Annotated in this window: 15 protein-coding genes; 10 read left to right on the top strand and 5 right to left on the bottom strand. The window is 52.3% G+C overall.

Features of this window, described 5'->3' with window-relative positions:
* The first annotated feature begins 7 nt into the window (after positions 1-7).
* Both PCH05_RS10115 and PCH05_RS10110 read left to right on the top strand, forming a co-directional pair.
* Positions 8-1303 (top strand): glycosyltransferase family 2 protein, encoded by a 1296-nt coding sequence (locus tag PCH05_RS10115; RefSeq protein ID WP_127602264.1) that lies wholly within the window; start codon positions 8-10, stop codon positions 1301-1303.
* 133 nt (positions 1304-1436) lie between these two features.
* Positions 1437-2183: an SDR family NAD(P)-dependent oxidoreductase gene (locus tag PCH05_RS10110; RefSeq protein ID WP_127602263.1), complete on the top strand. Its 747-nt coding sequence runs from the start codon at positions 1437-1439 to the stop codon at positions 2181-2183.
* 127 nt (positions 2184-2310) lie between these two features.
* Here the strand turns inward: PCH05_RS10110 and PCH05_RS10105 are convergent, their stop codons facing one another.
* From PCH05_RS10105 to PCH05_RS10095, 3 genes are all read right to left on the bottom strand, one after another.
* Positions 2311-2934 carry a TetR/AcrR family transcriptional regulator gene (locus PCH05_RS10105; protein ID WP_127602262.1) on the bottom strand — a complete coding sequence of 208 codons (624 nt, stop codon included), beginning with the start codon at positions 2932-2934 and terminating at the stop codon, positions 2311-2313.
* A 155-nt stretch (positions 2935-3089) separates the two neighbouring features.
* Positions 3090-4340, bottom strand: coding sequence for a methyl-accepting chemotaxis protein (locus PCH05_RS10100; RefSeq protein WP_127602261.1), 1251 nt, complete (start codon positions 4338-4340; stop codon positions 3090-3092).
* A gap of 173 nt (positions 4341-4513) precedes the next feature.
* Positions 4514-5344 (bottom strand): protein-glutamine gamma-glutamyltransferase, encoded by an 831-nt coding sequence (locus PCH05_RS10095; RefSeq protein ID WP_127602260.1) that lies wholly within the window; start codon positions 5342-5344, stop codon positions 4514-4516.
* Between the two features lie 185 nt (positions 5345-5529).
* On the opposite strand from PCH05_RS10095, the gene PCH05_RS10090 reads away from it, so the two are divergent.
* The 5 genes from PCH05_RS10090 (at position 5530) to PCH05_RS10070 (ending at position 9933) form a co-directional block, all read left to right on the top strand.
* The gene (locus PCH05_RS10090; RefSeq protein WP_127602259.1) at positions 5530-6453 is read left to right on the top strand and encodes a radical SAM/SPASM domain-containing protein; all 924 of its coding nucleotides are present in this window, start codon (positions 5530-5532) and stop codon (positions 6451-6453) included.
* A 22-nt stretch (positions 6454-6475) separates the two neighbouring features.
* Entirely contained in the window at positions 6476-6925 is a 450-nt protein-coding gene (locus PCH05_RS10085; RefSeq protein WP_127602258.1) for an OsmC family protein, read from the top strand.
* Between the two features lie 64 nt (positions 6926-6989).
* The gene (locus PCH05_RS10080; RefSeq protein ID WP_127602395.1) at positions 6990-7364 is read left to right on the top strand and encodes an ASCH domain-containing protein; all 375 of its coding nucleotides are present in this window, start codon (positions 6990-6992) and stop codon (positions 7362-7364) included.
* A 193-nt stretch (positions 7365-7557) separates the two neighbouring features.
* On the top strand, positions 7558-9006 hold the full coding sequence (gene pdxR / locus PCH05_RS10075) for a MocR-like pyridoxine biosynthesis transcription factor PdxR (protein ID WP_127602257.1): 1449 nt from the start codon (positions 7558-7560) through the stop codon (positions 9004-9006).
* A gap of 3 nt (positions 9007-9009) precedes the next feature.
* Positions 9010-9933 carry a D-alanine--D-alanine ligase gene (locus PCH05_RS10070; protein WP_127602256.1) on the top strand — a complete coding sequence of 308 codons (924 nt, stop codon included), beginning with the start codon at positions 9010-9012 and terminating at the stop codon, positions 9931-9933.
* Here PCH05_RS10070 and PCH05_RS10065 read toward each other — a convergent pair.
* Together PCH05_RS10065 and PCH05_RS10060 are read right to left on the bottom strand one after the other, a co-directional pair.
* Entirely contained in the window at positions 9930-10232 is a 303-nt protein-coding gene (locus PCH05_RS10065; RefSeq protein ID WP_127602255.1) for an HNH endonuclease, read from the bottom strand. The genes PCH05_RS10070 and PCH05_RS10065 overlap by 4 nt on opposite strands.
* Before the next feature lie 166 nt (positions 10233-10398).
* On the bottom strand, positions 10399-12456 hold the full coding sequence (locus PCH05_RS10060; protein WP_127602254.1) for an acyltransferase family protein: 2058 nt from the start codon (positions 12454-12456) through the stop codon (positions 10399-10401).
* A gap of 254 nt (positions 12457-12710) precedes the next feature.
* Here PCH05_RS10060 and PCH05_RS10055 point away from each other — a divergent pair, with 254 nt between their 5' ends.
* From PCH05_RS10055 to PCH05_RS10045, 3 genes are all read left to right on the top strand, one after another.
* Positions 12711-13601, top strand: a complete 891-nt coding sequence (locus tag PCH05_RS10055) for a GNAT family N-acetyltransferase (RefSeq protein WP_127602253.1) — start codon at positions 12711-12713, stop codon at positions 13599-13601.
* A gap of 185 nt (positions 13602-13786) precedes the next feature.
* Complete coding sequence (locus tag PCH05_RS10050) at positions 13787-14299, top strand: LURP-one-related/scramblase family protein (protein ID WP_307719524.1); 513 nt, start codon at positions 13787-13789, stop codon at positions 14297-14299.
* Positions 14300-14438: 139 nt separating this feature from the next.
* Entirely contained in the window at positions 14439-15842 is a 1404-nt protein-coding gene (locus PCH05_RS10045; RefSeq protein ID WP_127602252.1) for an NAD-dependent malic enzyme, read from the top strand.
* Positions 15843-15857: the final 15 nt, after the last annotated feature.

The following is a 15857-nucleotide window of genomic DNA, read 5'->3' as shown; positions in this document are numbered from 1 at the left end:
AAGCGTCGTGAAGATTTTCGTACTGGGAGCGGATCACGGAACCGGGGAACGGGAAACGTTGGAATCCATCGCGGTTGAAATGAAGGAGATCGAGACCATTCCGGTTCCCGCCGGACATATTCGAACGATCAATGAAATCATTGCGGTTACGGAAGATGTGTTTTGCATGACCATCCGCGCAGGAAGCATAATTTTACCTGGATTTATGGCGAGCTTGGATGGCTTAATAGGGGAAATAGAATCCGCTGGATTAGCCTGGATGCATCTTCGAACCGCTGAAGACAGCGGCAGCTTGCAAGCCAAGTTCCGTCCTGGTGAGCCGGGACCTGTCCTCTGGAATATAGGCTTGATACGGGAAGGGAAATTGACGTTTCCGGAAACGGGGGAGCTGCCTTTTGACTGGTTGGTTGAATGGGAGCTTATGCATAAGCTGTCGTTAATCGCTCGGGGAAGAACGGTTGCTGTACCGCACTGGAGCCCTTCGAACCGGAAATCGAAGGACTGGAAGCGAAAAGCGGAGGAGTGGGCCAAGCTTGCTCCCCTAGTTTGCCCTGCAGGCAACGTTCCAGCTTCCCTTACGGAAAAGGCAATTCCTGAGCTGACCATCGTGCTGGCGGCGTATAACGCCGCGGATTATATCCCATGGGCCGTGAAAAGCATACAAAGACAAACCGCCAGCGAATGGCAGCTGATCCTGGTAGACGACGGTTCAACGGACGAATCGCCGCGGATGATGAACAAATGGGCGGAAGAAGATCCTCTCCGCATTCAGGTTGTCCGAATCGAGTCCAATCGGGGCAAGGCAGCTGCGCTCAATGCGGCGTTACCGCTTGCGCGCGCGCCATGGCTGCTGGAGCTGGATGCAGACGACTGGCTGGACCCGGTTTGCGTGGAGGAAATGGCGCATAAGCTGCAATCCGTGGAGAAAGACACCGTGCTTGTCTATGCAAACCATACGGTGTGGAGACAGGATCAAGCAGCTCATGTATCCCTTAGAGAGAAGCATATCTACCCGGAGGAGATCAATATGAAGCAAATGCTGGTCTCCGGTGTTCCGCTGGCTCCGCGCCTCTTCCGTACAGAAAGGCTGCGGAGTTTAGGCGGATGGCGGACGGATGACCCCGCAGCAGGACGTCTCTATGAAGACATGCTGATGATCATCAGGATTCTCCAAACCGGCAAGCCATTTTTCGCAGACGGCTGCTATTATCATCGGCGTGTCCGGGCAAATAGTATTACCCGGATGCATCAAGATCAATATACACAGTGGTGTCAATGGGTGGAGGAAGCCTATCTGCAATGAAGCTCGTCACCTGATTCGGAGATACTTAAATGACATGATGTATAATACTTCACAAACTAGACGAATGGGTGTATACTTTCACTGTAATCAATTACAACGAACATGAACTATCGCATAGAGAGGAAGAGGAAGTATGGGACGTTTGACAGGTAAAGTAGCTATTATTACTGGTGCGGCGAACGGTATGGGGGCCGCAGAAGCTAAACTTTTCGCGAGCGAAGGAGCGAAAGTGGTTGCAACCGACCTTAAGGAAGAGGCTCTGAACGAGGTCGTTTCCGAGATTCAAGCAGCAGGCGGCGACGCCATTGGCATCAAGCATAACGTTGCGTCCGAGGAAGAGTGGAAGCAAATTGTGGAAGATACCGTGAAGCGTTATGGCAAGATTGACATTCTGGTAAATAACGCGGGCGTATCCACGACGATGACCATTGCCAACCTGGAAATGGAGCAGTGGAACAAAGTGCTGGATATCAACCTCAACGGCTGCATGCTGGGCATGAAATACGCTATTCCTGAAATGCAAAAGAACGGCTCCGGTTCCGTCATCAATATTTCTTCGATCGGCGGCATTGTGGGCATGGCGGGATCGAGCGCCTATACCGCAGCCAAAGGAGCGCTTCGCGCCATTACCAAAGGTGCGGCGGTTGAGTTCGCGAAGGATTGCGTCCGTGTGAATACCGTGCATCCAGGCATTATTGAAACGCCAATGACGGCTCCAAGCTTCAAGGATGCAACGCCTTATTATAAAACGTTCACGCAGCTTCCTTACTTTGGCAAGCCTGAAGACGTGGCTTACGGCGTGGTTTTCCTGGCTTCGGACGAGTCCCGCTTCATGACGGGAGCCGAGCTGGTCATTGACGGCGGATGGACCGCTCTGTAAAAACAAGCTGCTAGAGTTCTACTGCGAAATATGCAGAATCAAAAACCTCCCTAACGGATGCGGATCCGTTCAGGGAGGTTTTTGCTAAAATTCGTCTTTTCGTGAAAGTAAGTTGATCATTTCATGGTTATTGCGTCGCTTTCTCATAGGGCCGGACACGGTAAGGCCCCATGATGGAGAGATTCATCAGCATTTCGGCCATCTCTTCTTCGGGATACGGCATTTGATTTTCGACCCACCAGATGATGAGCTCCAGGAATGCCGATTCCACGTACTTGATGACCACATCCCGTTTGGCAGAAAGGTTGGCGTCATCGGGCTCCGTCATGTTGATGCCTTCCGAGATAAAGTTATGCAGGACCGTCAGAAGCCCGGCGGTGAAGGCTGGAATCCGGTTGTTGACCAGCAGGGCCTGGTACTGCAGGAAGCGCTCGCCGACATGCTTGAACATCCGGATGAAGATCGGATGCGCTTGGCCGCCGAGATAATCAAAATGCAGCGTGTCCTCCTGCTGATTTTGGATGGATTCTCTTAATTCATCCAGCAAATCCGCAATGCATTGATGGATGAGATCCTGTTTATCATTGTAATGCAGATAAAAGGTCGCGCGCTTGACGGTTGCCCGGTCTGCAATGTCCTGCACGGTCACCTGATCATATCCGCGTTCTTCCAATAAGGCGAAAAGGGCGTTCTTGAGCAGCCGCTGTGTCCGTACGACCCTCGGGTCCATACGTTGTTGATGGGAAGTCATTCTTCCATACCTCCAGAATCCTGTTGATATAAAATGAACGAAAGCTCCGGGGAACTTTCGTTCATCTATACTACATGTCTATCCATCATATAACGGATGCTGGAAGGGTTCAATACGACAAAGGACTGAAGATAGCGGATTCCATGTCAAAAGAGTTAGAACTTGAAGATTTGAATGGTCTTTTGCAGCTGGAATACCGCTTGCCGCATTGCCTCTGTTTCTTCGACGACAGCCTCGATGGAACGCATCTGCTCGTTCATGGACGCGGATACCTGCTCCGTACCTGCGGAGGATTCCTCGGTAATCGCCGAAATATTTTGAATGGCGCCGGATATTTTCTGGGCGCTCTCCAGCATCAGATCGCTTTCATTGGAGAAGGAGATAATCTGCTCGGTTATGTACTGGACGCTTTCCACAATATGCGAGAAGATTTGCTCCGCTTCGCGGATCATCTCGTTTTGAAGACGTACGACTTCCTCGTTGACCTTGATATTTTCGATGGCTTGATGAATGCCGAGCTCGATGCTCTTCACGAGTCCGAACACTTCCTGCGTAGAAGACGTGGATTCTTCAGCCAGCTTGCGGACTTCCTGAGCGACGACGGCAAAGCCCCGTCCATGTTCGCCGGCTCTCGCCGCCTCGATGGATGCGTTCAAAGACAGCAGGTTCGTTTGCTCGGCCAGCTCGGAAATGGTTTTTGTGATCTTGTTGATGCCGTAAGCATTTTTGGAAAGCGCGTCGATGGTCTTTGCGACATTTTCCGTCGCCTCGACGTTTTTCCGCATGCCTTCCGCCTGCTTTTCAACCGATTGGCGTCCTTTTTCCACAAAGCTCAGCGTCAGCTCCGATTGCTTCTTCATTTCCTTGGTGGAGTGGGCGTAATTGCCTACCTTAAGTTCGATATCCTGAATCGATTCGGTCATGCCGGCGACATCCTCGGAAATTTCGTTCGCTCCGATCGCGAGCTCGTTTGATGCGGAGGCAACGGAAGCCATTACCGTCTTGAGCTCATGATTCTTGTCGGCAATGCCGCGGCTCGCCTCGATAACCTTGCGCGTAATGCCGGACGCATCGGTCAAAATTTTCTTGAGCTTGTCCACCATGCTGTTAAACGAACGGCTGACATCGCCCATGGAGCCGGATTCATCCACACGATTGGTGAAATCGCCTTTGGCAATGCCTGCAGTTACGTTGGCGATACTCTCGAAAGAGGATGTAAGCGTTCTCTCAACAAAGCGGGCGAGAGGAAATGTCAGAGCAGCAAGCACAACCACAAACACCACCCCGATGATGATCTTGCCGATGACAATGAAAATAACCAGGGCAGGCAAAGCGAATAAGGCGGCAACCAGATAGCACCCCGCGATCACTCTTTGGGACAGCGGAAGATTTTTCAACCACGACATAGGAAAATAGGCCTCCTTAGTATGTACTAATTCTACCATATTATAACATCGACCTAGATAAATGGTCTATAAAGGTTTACAAAATAAGCTAAAACATCTCAATCTTTTGACATGATTCGATATTCACCTTAAAAAAGCTGCCGCACAAAGCGCCAGCCAGAGAATTAATCGGGTCAAGCGAGCAAATAGCGTCTCCGCCCGATCTGAGATGTAATGCCGCCGTCACCCGCAAAAGCTTGCTGCATGACCTCAGGGTTTACTTCGGAGCTGCCTGCTTCAAATTGGGATAAGTATAGAAAATCGGGATAGATCACCTGGTCAGTCAAGTAAGCGGAAACCATGCTTCCGGGTATGCGGTGCCTGTTCAGCTTCGAAATGATCTCCCGCGAGGATACGATGCCGATGCCGTGTCCGTAATACAAGTCCTCTTCAAGCTTGACGGTATTCTCCCCCTGCCACTCGATCTGCTCGGGGTTCACGTCCGGATTTTTGAAATAGAGCACGTCTCCCGGAAACGACTGGGGAGCCCCCTGTTTTTCGATGAGGCGCAAATCGCTGTCATAATGCCAGTCGTACAGCAGCAAATCCGCGAACATGCGGTTGAAATCCGTTTCCTGTATCGAATCGAGCACACCCTTGTATAAAACGATGACGATGGCCGTCGCACATTCGAAGCCGTACAGCGACCCGTTGGCGAAAATATCTCTGATCCCTTCCGCGGGTGTTACATCGCGCCTCAACTCAAAGCCGCCCTTGCTGTTCAGATTCCAGTACTGCCCGTTACAGTGCGAACGCTCGAAGGTTTCGAACTGCACACCGCTTCGTCGCAGGGCTTTGGCCGCTTCGACGATGGCGGTTCTGAGCTTCAGCTCGAATTTCAAATGTCCGAGAGAGACGTAACGGTAAAGCGCTGGACTGTTTTTTTTGGACAAATAGATTTTTTGCCAGAGAGCCGGCCAGCTGCCGACTTCCAATACGGCCTCCTGATCACCGATCCGAATCATTGTTTGCTTCACGCTCCTTTCTGCAGCCTAAGTAGAGCATATGATGCGTACAAGCGCGGAAATGTCTATCTGTGGCATATTTTTGCTGAGATTCCGCTTGATTCGGGTGAATAGGTTGCGGTACTCCGGTTTCTACTATAATATTTTCTAAGGATAGACTGATAAAACAGACTGGAGCAACCTCTATGAAAAGATTCAAAAAGTTTTACGTCGAGCTGACCAGCCGATGCAATCTGGCCTGCACGTTCTGCCCTCCGACTCACCGGGCGACCAATTATATTACGATTGAACAATTTACTCATACCCTCGATGAAATCAAGCCGTTTACGGACTTTATTTATTTTCATGTCAAAGGCGAGCCTTTGCTGCATCCGCATATCGATCAACTGCTGGATATCGCGCATGAGAAGGGGTTCAAGGTCAATATCACATCCAACGGAACGCTGCTGCATAAAGCGGGACCGAAGCTGATGAACAAGCCTGCGCTCCGGCAGATGAACTTTTCGCTGCACAGCTTTGACGGGCACGAAGGCTCCCAGGACAAGGATCTGTATATTGCCAAGGTGCTGAATTTCGTCCGGGAAGCAGTGGCTCAGTCGGATTTGATCGTCTCGCTGCGTTTGTGGAATCTGGATATGGACAATGCAACGAACCTGGAACGCAGCCGCAACCGCGAAATACTCGGATACATCGAAGAGGAATTCCAATTGGATTATCGGATCGACGAGAAGGTCGAGCCCGGAAAAGGCATCAAAATCGCCGAGCGGATCTTCATCAATATGGATCATGAATTCGAATGGCCCGCGTTGAACGCCGAAGAAGATTTCGGGCCGGGATTCTGCCATGGACTCCGCAATCAGGCGGGCGTGCTGGTGGACGGGACCGTCATCCCTTGCTGCCTGGACGGTGAGGGCGTCATCAATTTGGGTAATATCCACAAGGACTCTTTTCAAAATATTATTGAAGGCGAGCGCGCGACGAACATCGTCGACGGTTTTTCCCGCCGCGAAGTGGTGGAGGAGCTGTGCCGGAAATGCGGTTACCGGAAACGGTTCAATCATAAAGCCAACGGGTTTGCCGCCAAGGCGGAGGAATCCGTAACGGTCTGACATCAGAAGGAGGCGACTTCGTATGAATCATTCTTTTATATTGAAGGCAGAGTGGGATGGCGGCCGCAATAGCGAGGGAAGGATCGAAGCAGGCCAGCTGAAGACGGCCATATCGATTCCGAAGGAGATGGGGGGGCCCGGCATCGGGACCAATCCCGATGAAATGCTGCTTGGCGCAGCGGCGACCTGCTACCTGATCACACTGGCAGCGATGATGGAGCGGGGCGGCCTGCCGGTCGAGAAGCTGTCGCTGGAATCGGAAGGCATCGTGGATGTTACGAACAACATTTTCACGTATGTAAGCATTACTCATAAACCGCACATCATCCTGAAACCGGACGCTTCGGAGCAGGACATCAATCATGCGCGCCGCTTGGCGGAGAAGGCTGAAGGCTCCTGCATGATCTCCCGCGCCATTGCCGGGAACGTGTCCTTGTCCACGCAGCCGATCATCGAGAAAAGCCTGGCATAAAGTTTCTGAGGGGAACAGAAGAAAGGATTGACGGATAGTGCAGGAACACGAGTTAAGCTATACGATGGTTTTTGGTTGGGAAGGGGATCAAGGGTTAGGCGAGAAGCTCATCCAGCAGATCATTCGGGGCGAGAAGACAGCAACCTGTGCTCCCAAGGAGGAATATTCAGAATCGGAGCTGCAAGCAACCTATGAGCCGGTCGGCCAAATTCTAAAGGTACAGGATAAGCAAGGCAATGCCAGATGCAAGGTGCGGCTGCTGGAAGTTATCGAAACGACGTTTGGGAATCCGGATCCCCGGCTGGTCCGGGGCGAAGGCAACAGGGATGATGTTGGGCAGTTCCAGGAAGATCACCGGCTCGCATGGAAGGATCTCGATTTAGAATTAAGGGAAGATACCGTTTCGATTGCCGAGCTCTTTGAGCTGGTCAAGGATTGAAGGAATGACGGTATGATCATGAATGCAGAAGGTAAGCTTAACATTAGGGGCGTCCACAGGGTTCGGGCTTTCGGACCAGGGGCGTCCTTTTGCTTTGGTTCCATCCCGTACCACGACAGCCGGCAAAAAGCGCCGGGGTGGATCTTTCTTCCGCTGCGGGAATATGCAAAGATAGCTATGGAGGGATGGATATATGTTCACCGATTTTAAAATTATAGACGGCCGGCCGCTCACGGTGCAGGTGAAAGAATATTTGAAGCAGTGGATAACGAAAGGAAAGGGAAGGGTGGACCAGAAGCTTCCGTCCACGCGTGAACTGAGCACGATGCTGGGAATCAGCCGCAACACGCTGGTAACCGTGTATTCGGAGCTCGAAGAGGAGGGGTTCATCTATACGATCCATTCCAAAGGCAGCTTCGTTTCCAAGGTCGGCATCGCGTCGGTGCCTTCATGGTCGCTGGATTGGGAGCAGAAGCTGAACCGGAAGACGCAGCAGGCCGTGGAATATGACCTGATGAAGCGCGACCTGCGCGGCGAAAAGGGCATGATCAATTTTGCCAGCATTGCGCCCGACGAAAAGCTGTTCGACCTTGCGAACGTGAAACGGGCCTTCCTGGACCGCATGTCGCTGGAGGGGGAGATCCTGCTCAACTACGGCTACGCCAAAGGGTATAAGCCTCTGATCGAATACTTGACGGGATATATGGAAACCAAAGGCGTCGATATGGAAGGCAAGGACATCCTGATCACCAACGGCTTTACCGAGGCGTACGACATGCTCGTATCCTCGCTTGCGGTTCCGCAAAAGCGCATCATCTGTGAAAATCCCACGCATCATACCGCCATTAAAATTTCCCGTCTGCACGGCTTCGACATCACCGGAATTCCGATGGATCAGGACGGGGTAAGGCTGGAGCTGTTTGAAAAGGCGCTGCAGGAGCAGGAGTTCGGACTCGCCTATCTCACGCCTTCATATCATAACCCGACGGGCATCGTGATGTCCGCCGAGAAGAGGGTAGAGGTTCTGCGTCTTCTTGCCCGATACCGGATTCCGCTGATCGAGGACGGCTTTAATGAGGAGCTCCGCTATTCAGGCTCGCATATGGCGCCGCTGGCGGCTTTTGGCGGGGAAGGGAACAGCATCATTTACCTCGGCAGCTTCTCCAAAATTTTATTTCCGGGCATTCGCATCGGCTGGATCGCAGCCGACCGCGCGCTGATCGACGCTTTGGTCAGCGTGAAGCGCGCGCGCAATATCCACACGTCCACGCTGGATCAGGCCGTGCTGTACCAGTATTTCCATAACGGAAACTTCGAAAAGTATCTGAAGCGGGCCAAATCGGAGTACAAACGCAAGCATGAGCTGGCTGTCCAGTATTGCGGCGAGTACATTCCGTATAAACGCCTGACCGGATCGGGCGGCCTGCACTTGTTCATCGAGCTGGAAGATCAGTGCAACGCCAGAGAGATTCTGGCCGAATGTTACGCTCAAGGCGTCGTGTTCACGGCGGGAGACGTATTTTATACGGATGGCGGCGGCGCAAATACGCTTCGGCTCGGATTTTCCCGGGTGAGCGATGAGGAGCTGCGGCATGGCATCGAAATCATCGGCAGAGCCGTTCAAAAAAGAGTGGAGGCGTAACGAATGAAAGTTGGCGTTATCATGGGCGGCGTTTCTTCGGAAAGGGAGGTCTCGCTGGCAACGGGCAAAGAAATGATGGAGAACCTGGATCCAGCCAAGTATGAAGTGATCGCAATCGACGTTGTGCGCAAACAGGATCTGCTGGAGCAGGCCCGAGGGATCGATATGGCTTTGCTTGCCCTTCATGGCAGCTTCGGCGAGGATGGCACGATACAAGGCACGCTTGAAACGATGGGAATTCCGTATACAGGCTGCACGCTCCTATCCAGCTCGCTCTGTATGGATAAGGATTTAAGCAAACGGCTCCTTCGATACGAGGGTCTTCATACCCCGGATTGGGTCTTGCTTCGCAGCATGGAGGAGCTTCGCGACGGGCGGACAGCTGCCTTCGGTTATCCCCTTGTCGTTAAGCCGAATGCCGGCGGTTCGAGCATCGGGGTGACGCTTGCCAGAAATGAAGATGAGCTGGTGCAAGCAGCACGCACAGCCTTTTCCTACGGGGAGGAAGTATTGGTTGAGGCTTACGTCACCGGTGAGGAAATTACCTGCAGCATACTAAACGGAGCGCATCTACCCATTGTATCTATCAAACCGGGTGCTGAATTTTTCGATTATACCTCGAAATATGAACCGGGAGCCTCCACGGAGCAGGTGGTGACGTTTGAAAAAGAAATCGGGGATCGCATCCGGCTTGCAGCGGAGAAAAGCTACCAAGCTATGAAATGCAGCGTATACGCCCGGATCGACATGATACTGAAGAACGGCATTCCGTACATTCTTGAAGTCAACACACTGCCGGGCATGACTAAAACCAGCCTGCTTCCGCGAAGCGCGCTGGCGGCGGGCATCTCATTCTCCGGCCTGCTGGATGCGATTATCGAAGGGTCGCTAGCCTTGCGAAAGCAGGCGCAGGATGCATCTGTCTAATGCTTTCCGCGGACATTTCGCGATTTGCGGGCTTTCGGGATCGCTCCCGCCGGCTGTTTGCGAATCCAGCGGATAAAAGCCCACATCCCGGGATCTTGCCGGACACCTTCGAGGGTGGTCAGTCCATTCTCGACGATCTGCCTGTTCGTATAAAGATGGTGGATCTGTGTATGACAGGGGATGCAAAACTCTGCCGTCGGCAGCATCGCTCCTCCTTCTTCCCGGGGCGTTAAATGATGGACGGTCGTCACCACGCCCTCCCTTCCACAGCATTCGCAATTTCCTTCGCTGCTGTTCACGCATATTCCCTCCTTTTCTATACAATAACCCAAACCATCTTCTGATATTATAAATGGATCCGGCTGGTCATGCTTCGAAATGTATACGTTCCAATAAACTTAATAAAGCGGACCTCTTCCGGGAAGAGGTCCGCTTGCTGGTATGGCGCATGGTTGACGGCTGAGCTCATTTCCTCGGATAACCCAGCGCCTGGGCCATCATTTCCGCTAAAATTTTGCCGCCTTGGGGCTTCAAATGAACGCCGTCCGGTTCAAAATACGATTTGCCTTTGCTGGCGGCGTGCCAGTCGAGCAGGGCCGTATTGGGATATGCGGATGCCGCCTTTGAAATGGAAGCATTCACGGTGCTTTCCCAGCCACGCGGCACCCTGGCATTGACCAGTACAATCCTGCGTACATCCTGTAAAGAATCGAGAAGGGACATGAGCTGCTTGCTGCTGAAAGGACCGTTGGTTCCGAGCTCGATGACGAGCTGGTCGCCAAGCTTTCCTTCCGCACGCAAACGTTCAATGAGCTTCGGAGCCTCAGCCATTTGCCTGCCGATCCTGCCGTCGATAACGGCACCTGGAATCAGCTTCTGCAAATAAGGCTCCGCATCCAGCATCACGGAATCGCCGATTGCCGTCACCGGAACGGTTTTTTTATCCGGTTTGGCTGCGGTGGACGGCTTATTCTGCTTCTCCTGCGAGCGATCCTGGCCGGTTTGGCTGGCGTTTGCGGCGGCATCCTGCGGCTTTGCTTTACCGGTATCTGTGGGAGCAGAATCAACCGAGCCCGAAGCTTTATGAGGGCTTGCGGACACTTCCCCGGCTCCCTGATCAGAATGCGGCGAAGGTGTACCGGCCGCTTGTGCTTCATCATCATGGGCAGGGGCCGCAGGTGTGCCGATAGATGATTCTTTATCGGCAGGCGGCTTCATTGTCGGCGGCGGATCAACCGCTTCTCCGTTCGGATCAGGAGGTGTTACCATCGCGGTAACCGGAGCTGCTTCCTGCGGCAGAACGGACGCGCTCACCGGCGTACGCATAGCGAATCCGGCGCATGAAACGATCACCAGAGCAAGCACGGATGCAAACGTGATCCAGCCTTTGAGCGGTACGAGCGACAGGTTTACATGCCCCTTGCGGAATTTATTCCACATTCTGCCGATCAGTCCTCCCCGAATCGGTTCTTCAATATATTTGTAAGACAAAGCGGCTAGAATGATGCTGGCCGTAGATTGCAGGATCGCACGCCATACCGATGGATCCGAATCCGCCGGGGCGGTAAGTACAATAACAGGATAATGCCATATGTAGATGCTGTAGGAACGGACGCCGAGCCACCGCAGCGGCTTGATGCCAAGCAGCCTGCCGACCAGGCTGGCGGGATGGGCTGCTGACGCAATCACCATCGCAGCGAGAACGGACAGCAGGATAAAGCCTCCGGGATACAGAAACCCATCGTATTCATTCGTATTCCACACCATGTAAAAGACGGAGCCCAGTCCGGCAATACCGGTGCCCTCGAGCATGAGGCGCGATGTTAAACTTTTGGCGGCGAAGAGCTTACGGCTGGGCCACACAATGCTGAGCGCGGCTCCGATCAGAAGTGAAAACGCGCGCGTATCGGTCCCGTAATACACCCGGCTCGGGTCATGGTCAGGATCATACATCAGCAGCATGAGCAGCGCGGATACGGCCGCAGCCGCCAGGATGAACAGAAAAATCGGACCGCGCTTTCGCAGAAGCTTCATGGCCAGAAGCAGCAGCAGGGGCCAGAGCAGATAGAACTGCTCTTCCACGGCGAGCGACCACATATGCCCCAGAGGGGAGACGGGACCGAACTTTTCAAAATAGGAGACCTGGTGAAAGATCAGGTACCAGTTGTTGACATATAAAAGGGATGAAACCACATCCCCGCGCAGGACATGCATCAGCGAGGGATTAAAAATCGTCACCCAGGCAACGACCGACACCATCATGACCATCATGGCAGGCATCAGTCTCCTGCAGCGCCTGATCCAGAAAGACTTCAGGTCAAGGGTCCGGGTTCGGCCCCATTCCGCGGTTAACAAATCTGTAATCAGATAACCGGATAGTACAAAAAAGATGCTGACGCCGAGCAGGCCGCCCGGTGCCCAGTTGACATTTAAATGATATAAGACGACAAAAAACACGGCTAATGTCCGCAGGCCGTCGAGTCCCGGCATATAGCGTTTCGTTGGATAATGCTGACTAGACATATGGACAAACCCTGCTTTCATAGCGGGAAGTATTTATCACTATGCCCTTTATGTAAGTGAACGGAATGATGCGTATGATGTTCATGTCTTGATGCCTCCATGCAGATGATTTAATCAATGAAGCAGTTCACAGAAACTAACTTTATCACAACAATTTCCGGTTAAAGTTACAAAATGATTGCTTTCAATTCACATTTTGTTCATGATGAGGGTAATGCCATTTATTTCTTTTTCCGGGAGGAGAATCACTTATTATGCAGATCAAAAGATTCACCGAATTTACGGCTACAGAGCTTACGGAGCTGTGGAATGAAGGCTTTAAGGGTTACGCATCGGACCTAACGATGAGCATGGATGCTTTTATAAGAAGAATTCCGGAAAATCACTTGTCAATGGAATCATCCATCGTCCTTTGCGACTTGGATAAGCCGATCGGCTTCGTCATGAACGGCTTCCGCATGGTGGATGGGCGTCTGACGGCATGGAACGGAGGCACGGGCATTATTCCCGAATACCGCGGAAAAGGACACGGGAAGCAGCTGATTGGTGCGGCGCTGGATGTGTACCGGGAAAAGGGGGCAGAGATAGCTCTTCTGGAAGCGCTGAGCGAAAATGAACCGGCGATCAAGCTGTATACCAAAATGGGATACGAGCTCATCGACAAGCTGAGATTCTATGAGCAGAAGGAAGGCCTTGCACCAGAGGCGTTTGCAATGGATGCTGCTCCTGGATATACGTTCACATTCGGTTTGCCTCAAGATATACAGCATTTGCAGCTCCCGGTCGGAAACATGCCTTGGCAGACACATTGGGAGAACATCGTGAATGGCCAATCTGTTGTGGCGACGGATGACAGAGGGGAAATTGCGGGCTATGCCCTGTTCAAAAGAGTATTCGATGCGCAGGGTGAACACAGCTCGACAGCCCTTTTCCAATGCCGCGCCGTTCACGCTCCGGAAGCGGACGCCCCCGGGCTGTTAAAAGCGCTGTTGTCACAAGTGTATGCTCCACTGGATAAAAAAGTAGTGCGCCGCACCGTAAATCTGCCATTGTCCGAGCACGCGCTCGTACGTATTTTGGAAGAAGCCGGGTTCACGCCCGCGGTCAATCAGGTACATATGAAATATGTGTTAAATGGCTTGTGATTTATATGGAAAAGATTATGAAAATAATATATACTATTGTTAAATTGAACGGTTGTACGTGCATACGTTGATCGGTTCCCTACCCAAAATGCAAAGTTTGCATGAACATAAGCCATGGATGTATTATTTGTCCATGGCTTTCTTATTCCCGCACGATAAACAGAAGAAAAAATCGATGAAAGAAGGTGTCCAAGCTGGAACTGTATTTTAAAGATAACTTCTTCAACGCCGGTTACACGGAAATCGTGGACGTACATCAGGAGCCTGCCGGAAGCCTGGATCTAAAAAGCGCATTCGGTTCGTCACTGGATGTGCACGATGCTGAAGGCAGGCTGGTCTGCAGCGGTAAATTCCGGTTTTTTTCGAATAAATGGGAGATTTCGAATGCGGATGGCGTATTGCTGGGAGTTCTGAGGCATCGGATCAGCTTTTTGTCCAAGAAGTTCGAGTACGAGACGGAGGATCGGGGAATCTATGAAATTTTCTCTCCCGCGTTCTCCAAGGAGTACACGATTACGGATCAGCTCGGGACTCCGGTAGCCCAATTCGCCAAAATCAGTGGCTGGTTTGAATCCAGCGCTTTTTGTCTCCGGAATGAATCGGAACGCTTGGACAGCTATGAATTGATCGCTGTCGTTATGGGCGTACATGAAACGAACAAACGGGAAGCGAGTGCCCACCATGCGGGCACGCCGTAACGGGGATGACGGGATTTCAGGGACTTCTGCTTGGAAAGGATTAGACTTATGGCGCTTGTTTTGAAGTCCGTCGCCTGTTATGATAGGTGCGTGTTGAAATCGGTTACAAAGGAACTACACCATATTAGGGGGAAGCTTCATGGCTAACACAAGTATTATTTTGCGCGTTGAACTTAATCATGAAAAGGCCACCTTCGGGGATGTGGCTGCCGCAATCAGCGATTCGGGCGGCGATATCACTTCCATCGACGTCATTCGGCCGGGTAAGGATTATTCCGTAAGGGACATCACGGTAGAAGTGGCGGATACGGAAGAAAGCAAGGTCGTCGAATCCTTGAAGCAAAAGGAAGGCATCAAGCTCATCAACGTTTCGGACCGGACCTTCCTCGTCCATCTGGGCGGCAAAATAAAAATTCAACCGACACTTCCAATCAAAAACCGGGATGACCTGTCCCGGGTATATACACCGGGCGTGGCCAAGGTGTGCACCGCCATCCATGAGAATCCGGAAAAGGCGTATTCGCTTACGATCAAGCGGAATACCGTTGCCGTCGTCAGTGACGGAACGGCCGTACTGGGACTGGGTGACATCGGGCCGTATGCGGCTGCGCCGGTCATGGAGGGCAAAGCGATGCTGTTCAAGCAGCTTGCAGATGTGGATGCTTTCCCGATCTGTCTGGATACCCATGATACGGAAGAGCTGATCCGGACGATCAAAGCCATGAGCCCGATATTTGGCGGCATCAATTTGGAAGATATCAGCTCCCCTCGCTGCTTCGAAATCGAGCAGCGGCTGACAGAGGAGCTGGACATACCGGTTTTCCATGATGACCAGCACGGTACCGCCGTCGTTGTCATTGCCGGACTGCTGAACGCACTGAAAGTCGTCAACAAACGGATTGAAAACATACGCGTCGTCGTTAACGGCGTTGGCGCAGCTGGCGTATCCATCTGTAAAATGCTGCTTAGCGCAGGCGTGACCAAGCTCGTTCCTGTAGATCGCGAAGGGGCCATCGTAAGAGGCGGAAGCTACTCGCATCCGATGTGGCAGTGGCTGGCAGATCAGCATCAGGTCGAAGCAAACGAAGGAGCGTTGAAGGAAGTCATTCGTGGTGCCGATGTGTTCATTGGGGTATCCCGCGGCAATTTGCTGAACGGCGAGGATATCCGGGGCATGGGGCCGGATCCGATCGTGTTCGCGATGGCCAACCCGCATCCGGAGGTTTCGCCTGAGGAGGCCCTGCCTCATGCACGGGTATATGCGACAGGCCGAAGCGACTATCCGAACCAGATTAACAACGTCCTTGTGTTTCCGGGCTTGTTCCGGGGGGCGCTCGATTGCCGGGCCCGCTGCATCAATGAGCCGATGAAGCTGGCTGCTGCCCGCGCCATCGCATCGGTCGTTACAGGCGGGGAATTGAACGAGCTGTACATTATCCCGAGCATTTTTAATGAACAGGTCGTCGTCGAGGTCCGCAAAGCGGTTGTACAAGCTGCGATCCTGACAGGCGTTGCCCGGAGAATCCCAAAGGATTTCCGTTAATCATACCACGCCGAA

The sequence above is a fragment of the Paenibacillus chibensis genome (assembly GCF_004001045.1).
In the GTDB taxonomy this organism is placed as follows: domain Bacteria; phylum Bacillota; class Bacilli; order Paenibacillales; family Paenibacillaceae; genus Paenibacillus_AQ; species Paenibacillus_AQ chibensis.
The sequence above is the reverse complement of the archived record's forward strand: the minus strand, read 5'-3'. Positions and strand labels throughout refer to the sequence as shown.